Origin of the sequence: Arthrobacter sp. FW306-07-I (assembly GCF_021800405.1) — a bacterium.
GTDB lineage: Bacteria > Actinomycetota > Actinomycetes > Actinomycetales > Micrococcaceae > Arthrobacter.
In genome coordinates this window covers 4,270,616-4,285,986 of record NZ_CP084550.1, presented here as the reverse complement: position 1 = coordinate 4,285,986, position 15,371 = coordinate 4,270,616, and the positions used below count along the sequence as shown (strand labels likewise).

At 66.2% G+C, this 15,371-nt stretch carries 17 protein-coding genes; 11 read left to right on the top strand and 6 right to left on the bottom strand.

Annotated features, from left to right (window positions below; all coding sequences use genetic code 11):
* The first annotated feature begins 69 nt into the window (after positions 1 to 69).
* The 4 genes from LFT46_RS19890 to LFT46_RS19875 all read left to right on the top strand — a co-directional run bounded on the left by LFT46_RS19890 (position 70) and on the right by LFT46_RS19875 (position 3,612).
* Positions 70 to 1,269, top strand: coding sequence for an IS30 family transposase (locus LFT46_RS19890; protein WP_442863690.1), 1,200 nt, complete (start codon positions 70 to 72; stop codon positions 1,267 to 1,269).
* Positions 1,270 to 1,377: 108 nt separating this feature from the next.
* Complete coding sequence (locus LFT46_RS19885; protein ID WP_236822091.1) at positions 1,378 to 1,869, top strand: GNAT family N-acetyltransferase; 492 nt, start codon at positions 1,378 to 1,380, stop codon at positions 1,867 to 1,869.
* 42 nt (positions 1,870 to 1,911) lie between these two features.
* Positions 1,912 to 2,352, top strand: a complete 441-nt coding sequence (locus LFT46_RS19880) for a MarR family winged helix-turn-helix transcriptional regulator (protein WP_236820804.1) — start codon at positions 1,912 to 1,914, stop codon at positions 2,350 to 2,352.
* Between the two features lie 33 nt (positions 2,353 to 2,385).
* On the top strand, positions 2,386 to 3,612 hold the full coding sequence (locus tag LFT46_RS19875; RefSeq protein ID WP_236800241.1) for an MFS transporter: 1,227 nt from the start codon (positions 2,386 to 2,388) through the stop codon (positions 3,610 to 3,612).
* Positions 3,613 to 3,693: 81 nt separating this feature from the next.
* Here LFT46_RS19875 and LFT46_RS19870 read toward each other — a convergent pair whose 3' ends face one another.
* The 3 genes from LFT46_RS19870 to rraA form a co-directional block, all read right to left on the bottom strand.
* Positions 3,694 to 5,136 carry a sugar porter family MFS transporter gene (locus LFT46_RS19870; protein WP_236820803.1) on the bottom strand — a complete coding sequence of 481 codons (1,443 nt, stop codon included), beginning with the start codon at positions 5,134 to 5,136 and terminating at the stop codon, positions 3,694 to 3,696.
* Between the two features lie 206 nt (positions 5,137 to 5,342).
* On the bottom strand, positions 5,343 to 7,007 hold the full coding sequence (locus LFT46_RS19865) for an MDR family MFS transporter (RefSeq protein ID WP_236820802.1): 1,665 nt from the start codon (positions 7,005 to 7,007) through the stop codon (positions 5,343 to 5,345).
* A gap of 98 nt (positions 7,008 to 7,105) precedes the next feature.
* Positions 7,106 to 7,600, bottom strand: coding sequence for a ribonuclease E activity regulator RraA (gene rraA, locus LFT46_RS19860; RefSeq protein WP_236800238.1), 495 nt, complete (start codon positions 7,598 to 7,600; stop codon positions 7,106 to 7,108).
* 128 nt (positions 7,601 to 7,728) lie between these two features.
* On the opposite strand from rraA, the gene LFT46_RS19855 reads away from it, so the two are divergent.
* The 5 genes from LFT46_RS19855 (at position 7,729) to LFT46_RS19835 (ending at position 12,276) form a co-directional block, all read left to right on the top strand.
* Positions 7,729 to 9,015, top strand: a complete 1,287-nt coding sequence (locus LFT46_RS19855; protein WP_236820801.1) for an MFS transporter — start codon at positions 7,729 to 7,731, stop codon at positions 9,013 to 9,015.
* Between the two features lie 168 nt (positions 9,016 to 9,183).
* Positions 9,184 to 9,762: a TetR/AcrR family transcriptional regulator gene (locus LFT46_RS19850; protein ID WP_236820800.1), complete on the top strand. Its 579-nt coding sequence runs from the start codon at positions 9,184 to 9,186 to the stop codon at positions 9,760 to 9,762.
* Between the two features lie 287 nt (positions 9,763 to 10,049).
* Entirely contained in the window at positions 10,050 to 11,249 is a 1,200-nt protein-coding gene (locus LFT46_RS19845; protein WP_236820799.1) for an NAD(P)-dependent malic enzyme, read from the top strand.
* A 108-nt stretch (positions 11,250 to 11,357) separates the two neighbouring features.
* Complete coding sequence (locus tag LFT46_RS19840; RefSeq protein WP_236820798.1) at positions 11,358 to 11,861, top strand: DUF456 domain-containing protein; 504 nt, start codon at positions 11,358 to 11,360, stop codon at positions 11,859 to 11,861.
* Between the two features lie 40 nt (positions 11,862 to 11,901).
* Positions 11,902 to 12,276 (top strand): nuclear transport factor 2 family protein, encoded by a 375-nt coding sequence (locus tag LFT46_RS19835; protein WP_236820797.1) that lies wholly within the window; start codon positions 11,902 to 11,904, stop codon positions 12,274 to 12,276.
* A gap of 20 nt (positions 12,277 to 12,296) precedes the next feature.
* Here LFT46_RS19835 and LFT46_RS19830 read toward each other — a convergent pair whose 3' ends face one another.
* Positions 12,297 to 12,527 (bottom strand): hypothetical protein, encoded by a 231-nt coding sequence (locus LFT46_RS19830; RefSeq protein ID WP_236800232.1) that lies wholly within the window; start codon positions 12,525 to 12,527, stop codon positions 12,297 to 12,299.
* A gap of 139 nt (positions 12,528 to 12,666) precedes the next feature.
* Here LFT46_RS19830 and LFT46_RS19825 point away from each other — a divergent pair, with 139 nt between their 5' ends.
* Positions 12,667 to 13,644, top strand: a complete 978-nt coding sequence (locus LFT46_RS19825; protein ID WP_236820796.1) for a hypothetical protein — start codon at positions 12,667 to 12,669, stop codon at positions 13,642 to 13,644.
* A gap of 32 nt (positions 13,645 to 13,676) precedes the next feature.
* Here the strand turns inward: LFT46_RS19825 and LFT46_RS19820 are convergent, their stop codons facing one another.
* Positions 13,677 to 14,318 (bottom strand): LysE family translocator, encoded by a 642-nt coding sequence (locus LFT46_RS19820; RefSeq protein WP_236800230.1) that lies wholly within the window; start codon positions 14,316 to 14,318, stop codon positions 13,677 to 13,679.
* A 106-nt stretch (positions 14,319 to 14,424) separates the two neighbouring features.
* Here LFT46_RS19820 and LFT46_RS19815 point away from each other — a divergent pair, with 106 nt between their 5' ends.
* The gene (locus LFT46_RS19815) at positions 14,425 to 14,880 is read left to right on the top strand and encodes an Lrp/AsnC family transcriptional regulator (protein ID WP_236800229.1); all 456 of its coding nucleotides are present in this window, start codon (positions 14,425 to 14,427) and stop codon (positions 14,878 to 14,880) included.
* Positions 14,881 to 14,882: 2 nt separating this feature from the next.
* Here LFT46_RS19815 and LFT46_RS19810 read toward each other — a convergent pair whose 3' ends face one another.
* Positions 14,883 to 15,353: an Lrp/AsnC family transcriptional regulator gene (locus LFT46_RS19810; protein WP_236802963.1), complete on the bottom strand. Its 471-nt coding sequence runs from the start codon at positions 15,351 to 15,353 to the stop codon at positions 14,883 to 14,885.
* Positions 15,354 to 15,371: the final 18 nt, after the last annotated feature.

Genomic DNA, 15,371 nt, shown 5'->3' with positions numbered 1-15,371 from the left:
GCCGGGCTTGCGCGGAAACGCACGGAAGGCCCCAGCCGTGAGGATTTCCGCAAGCTCCGCGAAGCTGGAATGACACGCCGGGAGGCTGCCAAAGAACTGGGCATTAACCGGTGCACGGCCCAGGAATGGGACAACGGGGTCAGAAGGACACGGAACGGGCGAATCTACCGTGATGGCCGCCGGGTCGATTACACCAGTGGTGTGATGACACTGACCACCGACGAAGCGATCACCGATTCTGGCGCGTTTCCCGCACTTGCGGCCTTGGAGAAACCACTGGATGCCAGATTCCTGACTTTGCAGGACCGGGAACGGATTGCTGACCTCCGCGCTGCCGGCACACCGGTCCGGAAGATCGCCAGGGAGCTGGGCCGGTCCGCCTCGACCATCAGCCGGGAACTGGCCAGGAACAGTGTCAACGATGGGAAGTATTACGCCTATGCAGCCCAACGTGCCGCGACCGCCCGGCGGCCCCGGCCCAAGGACAGCAAGCTGGTCACTCACCACCGGTTACGAAAGTATGTGAAGAAGAAGCTGCTTCGGCGCTGGTCACCGGAACAGATCAGCAACAAGCTGATCAGGAAGTTTCCCAACGACCCGGAGATGCGCGTGAGCCCAGAAACGATCTATCAGGCCCTCTACTTCCAGGCCCGCGGAGGACTCAAACGTGAAGTCCAGGCAGCTCTGCGCACCGGCCGGACGCGCCGTAAGCCTCACAAGGACCCCCAGCAGCGGCAGCCCCGCTTCGCTGACCCTATGGTGATGATCTCCGAACGCCCACCCGAAGTTGAAGACCGCGCCGTTCCAGGACACTGGGAAGGAGACCTGATCACCGGGGCAAGCAACCAGTCCGCCATCGCCACCCTCGTTGAACGCACCACCAGATACGTCATGCTCGTCCATCTGCCCGGAGACCACACCGCCGAAACCGTCCGTGATGGCCTCATCGCCACGATGAAGACACTCCCCGAACACCTCCGAGGCTCCCTGACCTGGGACCAGGGCGCGGAAATGGCAGCCCACAAATCCTTCACCATGGCCACGGACATGCAGGTCTACTTCTGCGACCCCGCCAGCCCCTGGCAACGCGGCTCCAACGAAAACACCAATGGCTTGCTGCGCCAATACTTCGAAAAAGGCACGGACCTATCCATCTATGGCCCCGAAGACCTCGAACACGTCGCCCAAGAACTCAACAGCCGACCACGCAAAACGCTCGGCTGGGACACCCCAGCCGAGCGTCTGCGTGATCTACTAATGACCACATAACACCAGCAGTGTTGCAACGACCCCTAGAAACCGCCCCCAAGTGCCGGCGTCGTTCTTTGTTTGTGCCAAGCTGGGCGGGTGACCCTTACCCCGGATGCCGCGCCCACAGTGTTCACCGCCGACGTCGACGGCGGCACGTTCCGCCTCCGCCACGCCGCCCGCGCGGACCTGCCCGCCATGGTGCAGCTGCTGGCTGACGATGCTTTGGGGGCCGGCCGCGAGGCGGCCCGGGACCTGGAGCCGTACCGGCGCGCCTTCGAAGCCATTCAGGCTGATCCCGCCCACCTGCTGCTGGTAGGGGAAGCAGTGCCCCCGGGCAAGAACGCGGGACCGGTGGTTGCCACGTTCCAGCTGAGCTTCCTCCCCGGCATCTCCCGCCAGGGAGCCTGGCGCTCGCAGCTGGAGGGCGTCCGGGTGGCAGCGTCCCTTCGCGGCCAGGGCATCGGCAAGCTGATGGTGGGATGGGCTGTGCAGGAGTCCCGGAGCCGGGGCTGCACCCTGATGCAGCTGACCACCCACAAAAGCCGCTCGGCGGCACACCGGTTCTACGAACAACTGGGATTCGAGGCCAGCCACGTCGGCATGAAGCTGGCCCTCTGACGCATTGACCGTTAGGGTGCCTAAATGTTAGGCTACCTAACGATGAATACCGACGATGCCAAGCTGCAGGAACTTGCCAGCGGGTTCCGCGAAGCCCTCCGCCACAGTGTGTACCTGGTCCGGCGCCTCGACGCCGACGGTGAGCTCAGCGCCGCCCAGCTCAGTACCCTCAAGATGCTGCTCGGTGAAGGCCAGCGCGTCGGCGAGATCGCCCGGAACCTGGGGGTCCGCGTGCCCAGCGCCACGGAACAGATCATCAAGCTTGAGCGCGCGGGCCTGGCCCGCCGCGAGCCGGACCCTGCGGACTCCCGCGCCGTCCGGGTGATCCTGACTGAAGAAGGCCGCGCCGCCGTCGACTCCGCCAACAGGCGCCGCAACCAGGTGATGGCCGAAATCCTAAGCACCCTCACCGACCAGGACCGCAAAGCCCTGGCCGAGGCCCTGCCGGTCATCGACAAAATCAACGCCTCCCTCCAGAACTGAACCGATTCGTACTGAAACTTAGGAGTACCCTCCATGGACGGCCAGCTCGCAGAATCCCTGCAAGCACCAGAATCAACTTTGCAGGCTGAAAAAGCCTCATTCCTGAAGCAGCCCAAGGCGGTATGGGCAACCGCCCTCGCCGCGGTGTTCGCCTTCATGGGCATCGGGCTGGTGGACCCCATCCTCCCGGCCATCGCCACCAACCTGGACGCCAGCCCCAGCCAGGTATCCCTGCTGTTCACCAGCTACTTCCTGGTCACGGCGCTGGCCATGCTGATTACCGGCTTCGTCTCCTCCCGGATCGGCGGCAAAAAGACGCTGCTGATCGGCCTGGCCGTCATCGTAGTCTTCTCCTCGCTGTCCGGCCTGTCGGCAAGCGTCGGTGAACTGGTGGGCTTCCGCGCCGGCTGGGGGCTGGGCAACGCCCTCTTCGTGGCCACCGCCCTCGCCGTGATCGTGGGCGTCGCCAGCGGCGGCGCCGGCACCGCCATCATCCTCTACGAAGCCGCCCTGGGCCTTGGCATCTCCCTCGGCCCGCTCCTTGGCGCCCTCCTGGGCGGTTGGCAGTGGCGCGCACCCTTCTTCGGCACCGCCGTCCTGATGGCCGCCGCCTTCATCGCCTTGATCGCCCTACTGCCCAACACGCCGCTGCCCGAACGCAAGGTGCGCCTGCGCGATCCCCTGCTGGCGCTGGGCCACAAGGGACTGCGAACGACGGCGGCAAGCGGCCTGTTCTACAACTACGGCTTCTTCACCATCCTGGCTTTCACCCCGTTCATCCTGGGCATGAATGCATATGGAATCGGCGGCGTCTTCTTCGGCTGGGGCGTTGCCGTGGCCGTGTTCTCCGTCTTCGTAGCACCGCCCCTGCAGAACCGCTTCGGCGCCGTCAAGGTCCTGACCGGAACGCTGTTCCTGCTCATGCTGGACCTCGCCGGGCTGGGACTGGCAGCCGGACACTCGGTTCCCGCCGTCGTCGTCCTGGTCATCGCGGCCGGTGCGCTCCTGGGCATCAACAACACCATCTACACCGAACTGGCCATGGGTGTGTCCGATTCGCCGCGGCCCGTGGCGTCCTCCGGCTACAACTTTGTCCGCTGGATGGGCGGCGCGCTGGCACCGTTCCTGGCGGCGCAGCTCGGTGAACACTTTGGCCCGCAGGTTCCGTTCTTCGCCGGCGCCCTGGCGATGGTGATCGCCATCGCCATCGCCTTCGGCGGACGCAAGTACCTGTCCTCGCACGAACCGCACGTCGTCTAACCACTGCCCTTCAAACAGCAGACCCTCCATCACGCCATGTGATGGAGGGTCTGCTGTTTTCCTGCGGAAGGGGAGGGGGCGTTACTTCACCTTCGCCGACCCCTTCGGGACGAACAGGGTCTCCGCCTGCTCCAGGGACATCCCGTTGGTCTCCGGCACCTTGAACATCACGAAGAAGAAGGACGCGGCCGCGAACAGGGCGTACATGGCGTAGGTCAGCGGCAGCGAGGCGGCCGCCATCGCCGGGAAGCTGAGGGTGATCACGAAGTTGGCCACCCACTGCGCCGCGGCGGCAAGGCCCAGGGCGCGGGCGCGGATCCTGGACGGGAAGATCTCACCCAGGAGGACCCACACCAGCGGGCCCCAGGAGGCGCCGAAGCTGATGACGAAGACGTTGGCGGCCACCAGGGCAACAGGACCCCACGCGCCGGGGAGGGTGATGTCCTCGCCGCTGCCGGTTGCGGACGAGAATGCCAGCGCCATGGCGCCCAGGGACACGGCCATGCCCACGGATCCGGTCAGGAGGATGGGGCGGCGGCCCACCCGGTCCACCAGGGCGATGGCCACCAGGGTGACCAGGATGTTGGTGACGGACGTTGCCACCGAGATGGCCAGGGAGTCCTTCTCCTGGAAGCCCACTGCCTTCCACAGGGTGGTGGAGTAGTAGAAGATCACGTTAATGCCCACGAACTGCTGCAGCACGGAGAGGGTGATGCCCACCCAGACCACGGCCTGCAGGCCCAGGGTCTTGCCGCGCAGGGAGCCCTTCTGGCCGGCGATCTTGTCCTCCTCGATGGCTTCCTGGATGTCGCGGATGTGCCGGTCGGTGTCCTCGGAGGGGGCGATGGAGGCGAAGACCTTCCGGGCCTCCTCCTCCTTGCCCTTGAAGACCAGGAACCGGGGGGATTCGGGCAGGGTGAAGGCGATCCAGCCGTAGACGACGGCGGGGACTGCTGCGGCAAGGAACATCCAGCGCCACGCTTCAATGCCCAGCCAGAAGCGCTGGTCCGCACCGCCTGCGCTGGTGGCCAGGAGCGCGTCCGACAACAGTGCCGCGAAGATGCCGGTGGTGATGGCCAGCTGCTGCAGCGAGGCCAGGCGGCCGCGGACCTTCCGGGGTGAAATCTCGGAGATGTAGGCGGGGGCGATAACGGAGGCCAGGCCGATGCCCAGCCCGCCCACCAAGCGCCAGAACACCAGATCCCATACGCCGAAGGCGAAGCCGGTACCCAGGGCGCTGACCAGGAAGAGCAGTGCGCCCAGCTTCATGGCGGGGATGCGGCCATGGCGGTCCGCCACCCTGCCCGCCAGGAAGGCGCCCGCCGCGCAGCCCAGGAGGGCGACGGCCACGGCGAAGCCGGTCACGGCCTCGGACAGCGCGAATTCTCCCTTCAGGGCGTCCACGGCACCGTTGACCACGGACGAGTCGAACCCGAAGAGGAATCCGCCCACCGCCCCCGCGAGGGCCAGCCAGATCACCCGCCGCGGTATCCCGGTGTTGGTCTGCTCCTGTGCAGTGGGCATGGTTCTCCCTGGGTTCTGGAATGGGTGGAAGCGGTGCGGACGTCGTCGGCTGCAGAACCGACCGAATGGCCAGTGTACTTACGGTAGTGTTCCACGCCATGGCTCCCCGATCCACTTAGGGGGCCCGCCCAAGCGGTGATGCGCGCCAAAAAGAAGACGACGACGACGGGCCGTGCCGCCGTCGTCGTCTGGTCTTAGTGCCCGGGCTAGTGTGCCGGGATCTGCATGTCGTCCTTGTCCTGCGGCGAGGCCTTCTGGTCTGTCAGCTTCTTCCGCGGCAGGGCGAAGCTGATGAGGAACGCCAGGCCGGTGAGCGCCGCAGCCGTCAGCATCACCGTGTCGATGGACGTGGCGAACCCTTCGGTGATGGGGCGGGTCAGCGTGCTGTTGGCCGTGTGCAGCCAGCTGGTGTCGTTCAGCGAATCGTTGGAGGCGCCGTTCTTGAAGAAGTCGTACAGCTTGGCGTTGGCCGGGTCCGAGGCCACCGCGGGATCCTTGAGGACGGCCAAATAGGCAGGATCCGTGGCGGCGGACTTCATGCCCTCGGCGATCCTGTCAGCGGCCAGGCTGAACAGCATGGAGATGAAGACGGCGGTGCCCACGGCGCCGCCCATGGAGCGGAAGAAGGCGGCGGAGGAGGTTCCCACGCCCATGTCGCGCGGCGGCACCGAGGTCTGCATGGCCAGGGTGAGCGGCTGCATGCAGAAGCCCAGGCCGACGCCGAAGAACACCGCGATCAGGCCGGGAACCCACAACCCTGTGTCCACTTTCAGGACCGAGCCCATCACCAGGGCGGCGGCGGTGAGGATGCCGGTGCCCATGATGGGGAAGATGCGGAATGTGCCGGAGGCCGAAATGGTGCGGCCGGCGGTGATGGAGCCAAAGAGGATGCCGACGGTGAAGGTGATCATCATCAGGCCGGCCTCCGTGGGGGTGAGGCCCTTGACCAGCTGCAGGTACATGGGGAGCATCGCGATGGCACCGAACATGCCGATGCCGATGATGAAGTTCAGCAGCGAGGACAGCCCGAACGTGATGTTGCTGAAGAGCCGCAGCGGAATCAGGGCATAGTCCCCCGCGCGCTTCTCGGCGAGCAGGAACCACGCGATGCCCAGGATGCCCACCCCGTAGCAAAGGAACGAGTTGGTGGACGCCCAGCCCCACGAGCGGCCTTGTTCGGCCACCAGGAGCAGCGGAACGATGGCCACCGTGATGGCGGCGGCGCCCCAGTAGTCGATCCTCTGCTTGAGGTGTTTCGCCGGCAGGTGCAGGAACAGGAACACCACCACCAGGGCGGCCAGTCCGATGGGCAGGTTGATGAAGAACACCCAGCGCCAGCCGTCAAAGCCCAGGATGTTGGCGGAGCCGGCGAACGCGCCGCCCACCACCGGGCCCAGGACCGAGGAGATGCCGAACACGGACATGAAGTAGCCCTGGTACTTGGCGCGGTCCTTCAAGGAAACGATGTCCCCGATGATGGTCAGCGCCAGGGCCAGCAGGCCGCCGGCGCCCAGGCCCTGGATGCCGCGGGCAATGGCAAGCTCGGTCATCGAGTGCACGGACCCGGCGTAGATGGAGCCCACCAGGAAGACGGCGATCGCGGTCAGGTACAGCGGACGGCGGCCAAAGATGTCGCTCAGCTTGCCGTACAGCGGGGTGCTGACAGTGGAGGTGATGAGGTACGCCGTGGTGGCCCACGCCTGCAGCGAGAGCCCGTCAAGGTCATTGGCGATGGTGTAGATGGACGTGGAAACGATGGTCTGGTCAAGGGACGCCAGGAACATGCCCAGCATCAGGCCCACCATCACGGTGACGATCTGGCGTCGCGTCAGGGTTTCTCCCGCGCCGGGCGCGGCCGTGGATTTGGACATGGGTGCTCCAAGGGAAAGAAAAGGATATAAGCAGCGATAGTTGCTTTCAGTAACTATCTTACCCGCTCTTTCTATTCCCCGCCCTGCGGACTTTTCCGCTACGGCTCCACGAGGATTCCGTCCGGGTCGCACCAGACGGTGGCTCCGGGGCGGAAGGTCACGCCGTCAATCACCACATCCACGTCCACCTCGCCTGCGCCGGCCTTCAGGCTCTTCCTTGGGTTGCTGCCCAGGGCCTTGACGCCCAGGTCCAGCCGCGCGATGGCCAGTCGGTCGCGGATGGCCCCATTGATGACGACGCCGGCCCACCCGTTCGCCACGGCGCTTTCGGCGATCATGTCCCCCATCAGCGCGGTGCCCAGCGAACCGCCGCCGTCCACCACCAGCACGGCCCCGTTGCCTGGGGAATTGAGCGTCGACTTCACCAGGGCGTTGTCCTGGAAGCAGCGGATGGTGCGCACGGGACCGCTGAAGTGCGAGCGGCCGCCCAGGGACTGGAACTGCAGGGAGACGGACGCCAGTTCGTCCCCGCGCTCATCGTAAAGGTCTGCCGTGTTCACCGCTGTGCCTTCTGCCGGGGTGGGTGCGCTCATCTGGGTCTCCTTTGTCCTTGCCAACGTTGTTCCTTGGGCGATAGGCCGCCAATTACCCGGGCGGCCGGCTACCGCCCACGATAGTCTGATCCCACCGCCAACCGGCCGCAGCAGGGGGAGCCAAGCGAATGAGTCCGTTCCACACGCCCGTGCCGCCGGGTGGCACCTCCGAAGGTGTTAGTACGACGGCGGCGCTCGCCGAACCGGTGCACAAAGTAACCGCCCGCTGGGTCACCGGCCTGGTGCTGGTGAACGTGGGCATCAACGCGGCGTTCTTCGGCCCCATCAACGTGTTTATCGGCCAGCAGGCGATCAGCATCGACGCGCCCGGCAAGGAGGCTATCCTTTCGCTGGTCACGGCCTGTGGCGCGGCGGTCTCCCTGGTGGCCAATCCGCTCTTCGGTGCGCTCTCGGACCGGACCACCTCCCGCTTCGGGCGGCGCGCGCCATGGGTGCTGGCCGGTGCGGGGCTGGCCACTGCGGCGCTGCTGGCCATGTCCTTCTCCGGTGCCGTGGCGCTGATGGTGCTGTTCTGGTGTCTGGTGCAGCTTGGCGCGAATGCCGCTTATGCTGCCATCACCGCCGCCGTCCCCGACCGGGTACCGGTGGTCCAGCGCGGGGGAGTGGGCGGGCTTGCCGCCATGGGCCAGACACTTGGAATCCTCACCGGAGCCGTCTTCGGTGCCGTGGTGTCAGGCAACTTCATGGTGGGTTACTGGCTGTGCGCCGGGGCGCTGCTGGTGTCCGTGCTGCCATACCTGTTCCATAGCAACGACCCCGCACTGCCGAAGGACGCTGCCGGACGGTTCGGGCTTGGCCGGTTCCTGCGCGGATTCTGGATCAGCCCCCGGCGCTACCCTGACTTTGCCTGGGCCTGGCTGACGCGGTTCCTGGTGAACGTTGGCAACCAGCTGACCATCGTGTACCTGCTCTTCTTCCTGCGGGACATCATCAAATACCAGGATCCGGCCACCGGCGTGCTGGTCCTGACGGGGATTTATGCCGTGATGGTGATGATCACCGCAGTGTTGGCGGGGCCCTGGAGCGACCGGATGGGGAGACGGAAGCCCTTCGTCATCGGCTCCTCCGCCACCATTGCCATGGCCGGCGCCATCATGGCGTTCTTCCCTGTGTGGCCGGGCGCCCTTGCCGGCGCCGCCGTGCTGGGCATCGGCTTCGGCGCGTACCTGGCCGTGGACTTCGCACTGCTCACCCAGGTCCTGCCCTTCGCCGTCAGCCGCGGCAGGGACATGGGCGTCATCAACGTGGCCAACTCCCTGCCGCAGGTGGTCGCCCCGGCGCTGGCGCTGCTGGCCGTGACCTACGGGGGCGGCTACCGGACACTGTTCCTGACGGCAGCCGTCATTGGGCTGCTGGGCGCCGTCTTCGTGGTGAAAATCAAGGGCGTCAGCTAACCCTGGAGGTACCGATAGTAAGGCTGGCTGACAAATTAGGGCATGGTTCTGTGCCGTATAGTTGAACCCGGCTGCAGGGCGGTACGGAAGTGGGGGCGCTCCTGGCCGCAGTCGCTAAAACACAACCCCGGAATGCTGGTGCCCGAGACTTTTTCAGACCATCCGCCCATGGCCGCCCGGCCTTCCGCTCCACGTCAGCGCCTCCGCTACACGCGGATCCTCGATACTGCTGCAGGGTTCGCCCGCACGGGACTCGACGGTGTGGAACTCTCCCAGGTCGCAGAAAAAGCAGACGTACCGCTGGGCACCCTTTACCGCTACTTTCCGTCGCCCACGCACCTGATGCTGGCGCTGTACCGGCAGCAGCTTGATGAGCTGCAGGCCGGAACCCGCAATTCCTCACCCCGCTTCCGTGGCCGAGCACTTTCGGGCCTGCTGATGGAGATCTTCCACATGCGCGTCATGCAGCCCGCCGTGGAGCAGTGCCTTAGCCGGGGCGTGTACCTCCCGGAGAAGGACACCACCGACCTCCTGCGCGAGATCGACGTGCTCAGTGAGAAGCTCGTCACCTCCGCCTGCGGCGATGCCGTAGGGGCGCGGGTCCTCCTGCTGACCGTCACTGGTCTGGTCCAGTCCGTCCGGAACCGCCGGCTTTCCCTCTTCGAAGCCGAGGAAGACCTCAAAAAGGCGTGCGGCAGGCTGTCTCCCGCGGCCGACTCCGGGTTCACAGTTACCAAATCCGCGTAACTGGTCTAGACCAAAAGCGGATTAAATCCGCCATAATGCCGTGATCTGGACCATAAAAACGTCTGCCTAAACGTTTTTGCACCTTCCTTCCTTGTCAAGGGGCACCAGAAGCTGGTTCCCCGGCTGCCTACCATGGAGGCACAGGAGCGGCAGGGCGGAAACATCCCCGGCGTTCCCACGGACCCGCCACCCCTGGGTTTCCTGTCGCACTACTTTCCCTGCTTGGGCCCGGCCGGGCCCAAGCCCCATGTGCCGTGCGCCCACGGCGAGCACCAGGAGACAACGACGTGTCCATTGACGCAATCACTGCCATTGACGATTCCGCGACCGCCCCGCTGACCGAGGACGAGATCTTCGGAGCCCACCAGGGCGGCAAGCTGTCCATCAGCACCACAGCCCCGCTGTCGAACAAGCGTGACCTGTCCATCGCCTACACGCCGGGTGTCGCCGAAGTCAGCCGCGCCATCCACGCGAAGCCTGAACTGGCCCGAACCCTCACCTGGGCCGAACGCCTGGTGGTCGTGGTCAGCGACGGCACCGCCGTCCTGGGCCTGGGCAACATCGGCCCCAGCGCCTCGCTGCCCGTCATGGAAGGCAAGTCCGCCCTGTTCAAGACCTTTGGTGACCTCGATTCCATCCCGCTGGTCCTCAACACCACCGACGTGGACGAGATCGTGGAAACCCTGGTCCGCCTGCGCCCCAGCTTCGGTGCAGTCAACCTTGAAGACATCTCCGCTCCGCGCTGCTTCGAGCTCGAGGAGAAGCTCATCGAGGCCCTGGACTGCCCGGTCATGCACGACGACCAGCACGGAACCGCCGTCGTGGCCCTCGCCGCCCTGACCAACGCCGCCAAGGTGACCGGCCGCGGCCTGGAAGGGCTCAAGGTGGTGGTGTCCGGCGCAGGGGCTGCGGGCATCGCGGTCGCCGAAATCCTGCTGGCCGCCGGCATCAGCGACGTCGTCCTCCTGGACTCCCGCGGCGTCCTCAACAGCAGCCGCCCGGACCTGGCAGCAGACTCCACGAGCAAGAAGGCCGACATCGCCGGCCGCAGCAACCCCCGTGGCGTTGCCGGCGGCCCCGCCGAGGCACTGGCCGGAGCCGACGTCTTCATCGGCGTCTCCTCCTCCAAGCTGGACGAGGCACACCTTGCCACCATGAACCAGGACGCCATCGTGTTCGCGCTGTCCAACCCGGACCCCGAGGTCCTGCCCGAGGTGGCCGTGAAGTACGCCGCAGTGGTGGCCACCGGCCGCAGCGACTTCCCCAACCAGATCAACAACGTCCTGGCGTTTCCGGGCATCTTCCGCGGCGCCCTTGATGCCGGTGCCCGCCGCATCACGCCGGCCATGAAGCTGGCGGCGGCCCGCGCCATCGCGGACCTCGCCGCAGAGGATCTTTCGGCAGAGTACATCGTGCCCAGCCCGCTGGACCCCCGTGTTGCCCCCGCCGTCACCGCGGCAGTCGCCGCGGCGGTGGAAGCGGAGTAAGGCTTCTTCTTCCTGCAGGAAACCACGACGGCGGCGCCCCCTTTGTGAAGGAGGCACCGCCGTCGTGGTTAAGAAGCCGCGCGTTAAGCGGCCCCTAGACTGGGGACCATGAGCTCCGAGACCGTAGTGACCATCCTGTGCGGCCTGGCGATCCTGGTGGGGGTGGCGGGCACCATCATCCCCGTCCTGCCCGGAAGTGTCCTGATCGGCGTCAGCCTGTTGGCGTGGGCTATCTGGGGCGGCGCCGGGACTGCCGGATGGGTGGTCTTCGCGGTGGCCATGATCTTTGTCGCCGCGGGGATGACTGCAGGGGCGGTCCTCACGGGGAGGAAGTTGAAGCAGCATGCCATTCCCAGCCGCAGCATCGTGCTGGCACTGGTGGCGGGCGTGGTGGGGATGTTCATCATCCCGGTCGTGGGGCTCTTCGTGGGCTTTGCCGCCGGCCTGCTGGTCAGCGAGTTCCTGCGGACGCGGGACATGTCGACGGCGGCGAGATCCAGCTGGGCGGCGCTGAAGGCCACCGGCCTGGGCATGCTCGCCGAATTCGGACTCGCCTGCCTCGCCGCCAGCACCTGGATCATCGGCGTGTGGATAGCCGCTGCCAATGGCTAAAGCCGTTGCTTGCTAAGTGCGGCGCGGGTAAAACCAAGATATGACCCAGCCAGCTTCAGCCTCCGAGCACGTCCACGCCTGGATGGAGAGATACCAGGCCGCCTGGACCAGCAACGCGGCCGACGATATCGGTGCCCTCTTCACCCCTGACGCCGTCTATGAAACCCGTCCCCACGATCCCGAACCGTGGCGGGGCAGGGACGGGATCGTCGACGGCTGGCTGGCGGCCAGGGACGAACCGGGAGGCTGGACGTTCACCTGGGAGCTGCTCGGGTGCGACGGCGCCACCGCCTTTGTCCAGGGCGTCACCGTCTATTCGGGCGGCGGGCCGACGTACGACAATCTGTGGGTCATCAGGTTTACCGAGTCAGGCCGCGCCGCCTCCTTCACCGAATGGTTCATGGCCAGGAGCTGACCTTTCCCGGCCCGGTAGTCCTACAGGCCCAGTCCGCCGAGCTTGTCGCCCAAGCCGCCGGGAAGTTTGTCGCCCAGGCCGCCGGGAAGCTTCGACAGCAGGTCCGCGGGATTGATGCCGAGCCTGGAAAGCAGGCCGGCATGCTGTTCGGTGTCCACCTGGTCCGGCAGCTCGGACTCCGCCTGCGACGCCTTGTCCTGGTCTCCCTGGGACCGCAGGAGTTCGAGGATCTGGTTCTTGTCGATCTGCATGGTATTTCTCCTACTGAGGATAATTACTAAGGGTGCTTACCACCCTTCCTGAAAACGGCGCCGGGGACAAGGGCCGGGCTCGGGGTCCGCGCCCTGGAGACCGCGTCCGGCGGGAGCTCCCCACAGCTAGCATGGAAGGATGAGCTCCGGGGATACTGCACCGATCTACTGGGACAGCCGCGACCTCACTCCTTTCGGGCAGGCCCAACTGCGCACCCCGGTCCATGACCTTGCTGGGGGAGTAGGTGGCTTGCTCACAGGGGTTTTGGGCGGACGCAATCCGGCCCTGCTGTCCATCGACGGCGAGGTGCCGCGGCTTAAGCGGCTGATGCCCAAGCCGGCCAAGGCGGTCCACGAGGCCGTCTTCACCAGCCGTGAACCGGAGCGCCTGATCACCTTGGCCCGCGCCTACCCTGGTTGGGCCGGGCTCTGCTACCTGATGGCCGGGCTGCTGGTGTACAAGCACGGCGGCTACCTGCGGGCCTCCGAGCTCCTCCAGCGCGGGCTCACCACCAGGAACGACGACGAAGCGAACCGCTACTCCTCCACTTACCTCACCCGCATCGTCACCAGGATCGAACTCGCCGAGCGGGTGGAGATCCCTGTCCTGTTCAGCGAGGAATCGGTGTTCCTGGCGCTGGCCCATTCGCTGCGCGAGACGGGCCGCACGGAAGCTGCGCTTGATGCACTCGCCGGCCTGCCGCCGTCGCTCCCCATGGCCCTGGCGCGCTGTTCGCTGGCCCTCGCGCTGGGCCGGAGCCGAACCGTCATCGACTGGACCGAGGGCCTGCTGAACGCGGACGACCTCTCTGCCGCCCTGCTGCTGGTCCGTGCCCGTGCCCTGCGCCGGGAGGGCCGGCTGGATGCTGCACACCAGGCGATCGCTGAGGTGCTTCGCCGCCGCAAGACCCACCTGGCGCTCCGCAACGACGCGCTCACGGACCGTGCACTGCTGGTGCTGGAATCAAGCCGCCGGTCCCTGAACCCGCGTGATTGGGGACGTCGGCGGGAAGACCCGGAACCGCAGCGTGAGCTCGAGGCGCCGGTACCCATCCGCAAGGACGAGGAAATGCGCCGGATCTGGGAGCAGGACTGGAAGGAACTCAGCGGGGACTAGGAATTCCGCTGTGAACCAGGCATGGCCGGGATCTAGGCCCGCCCGGCCAGGAACGGCACCAGCTGCTCACCCAGCAGCACTGCCCCCAGCGCCACCATGATGATGCCGCTGGCCAGGGTCACTGACCGAGCGGCGCCGGGCCTACTCTGCAGCAGTTTGCGCGAGAGCAGGGCCACAACGGTGTAGACCACGCCCACCAGCGCCACGAACGTCATGCCGAGGAGCCCGGATTGCACCGGCACCGGCAGTGAAGCGTCGGCGCTGACGAACTGCGGGATGAGCGCCACGTAGAAGAGCAGGCCCTTGGGGTTGATCCCGCTGGTGCCCATCCCCTGCAGGAAGGTACGCAGTTGGGTGCCGGTACCGCCGTCGGCAGAGGCGCTGAAGCTGGCACCGCGCCAGGACCGAAGGGTTCCCACCCCTAGCCACAGCAGGTAACCGGCACCCGCCAGCGTGATCCAGCCCAGGACGCCGGGCATCCCGGCCAGCACTGCGGCGAGCCCTGCCACCAGCAGGACCGTGTGGAGGACGTAACCACCGCAGAGCCCGGCCACCGCGGGGACGAAGCTGCGCTGCCGGAGCCCTGCGGCAATGGTGTACGCCCAGTCCACTCCCGGAGTGCAGGCCAGTGCTGCGGCCACCACCAGAAAGGCCAGGAACAGCTGCGGATTCATGGGTTTCTCCTGTCGAAGGGCTCTCAGGAGCAACCATAGGGAGAATCCGGCCAAAAGTGCTCTCCTGTTTTCGCCCGACTCACGGCCCAAGCAGTATGTTTATTGCGTGCTGGACAACATCGACAGAAGTATTTTGCGCCACCTCCAAGAGGATGGGCGGATGACTGCCACCGCCCTCGCTTCGAAGGTGGGCCTAACGGTGGCGCCATGCCACCGGCGGCTACGGGACCTGGAACAGTCCGGGGTGATCCGCGGGTATAAGGCGGACGTCGATCCGGCAGCCGTGGGCCTGGGCTTCGAGGCAATCGTCTTCGTCACGCTGCGGCAAGTGGACCGGCCCACCATGGAAATCTTCGAGAACCGGGTGGCGGAGAATCCCAACATCATCGAGGCGCAGCGGCTCTTCGGTTCCCCGGACTACCTGTTGAAGGTCATCGCCGAGGACCTGCCGGCCTACCAGCGCTTTTACGATACCGAGCTCACGTCCCTGCCCGGGGTGGAGCGGCTGACCTCAACACTGGTGATGAAGAACCTGAAATCAAACGCGGGTCCGCCGGTTTAGCCTCAGCGCTCCGGCTCACCCTGAAGGAGGCCGGTGGTGCGGTACGGGATGACCTCACGCAGGAACATGCTGGTGGAGGTGCGGACGATGCCTGGGCAGAGACGGATTTCTTCGGAGACCCGGTAGAGGTCGTCCGGGCTTTTGGCCACCACCCGGATCAGCAGGTCGGTGTCCCCGGCCGGTGCATGGCATTCCAGGACTTCGGGAATTTTGCGGAGGGCGGCAATGGCCTCGTTGAGGTGGCTCTGGTCCAGTTCGGCGCTGACGGCTGCGGCCACGCCCCTTCCAAGGGCGGCCGGCAGCACCCGGCTGCTGTTGGGCCGCAGCGCCCCCGACGCCGTCATCCGCTCCAGCCGGCTTTGCACGGTTCCGCGGGCAAGGCCAAGCCGCTGCGCCAGCACCATGATCGGGACTCGCGGGTCCTCGTCCAGGGCATTCAGGATGCGCTTGTCCGTGGCGTCCAGTTCCTGCAATCTGACCACTCCCTGCTT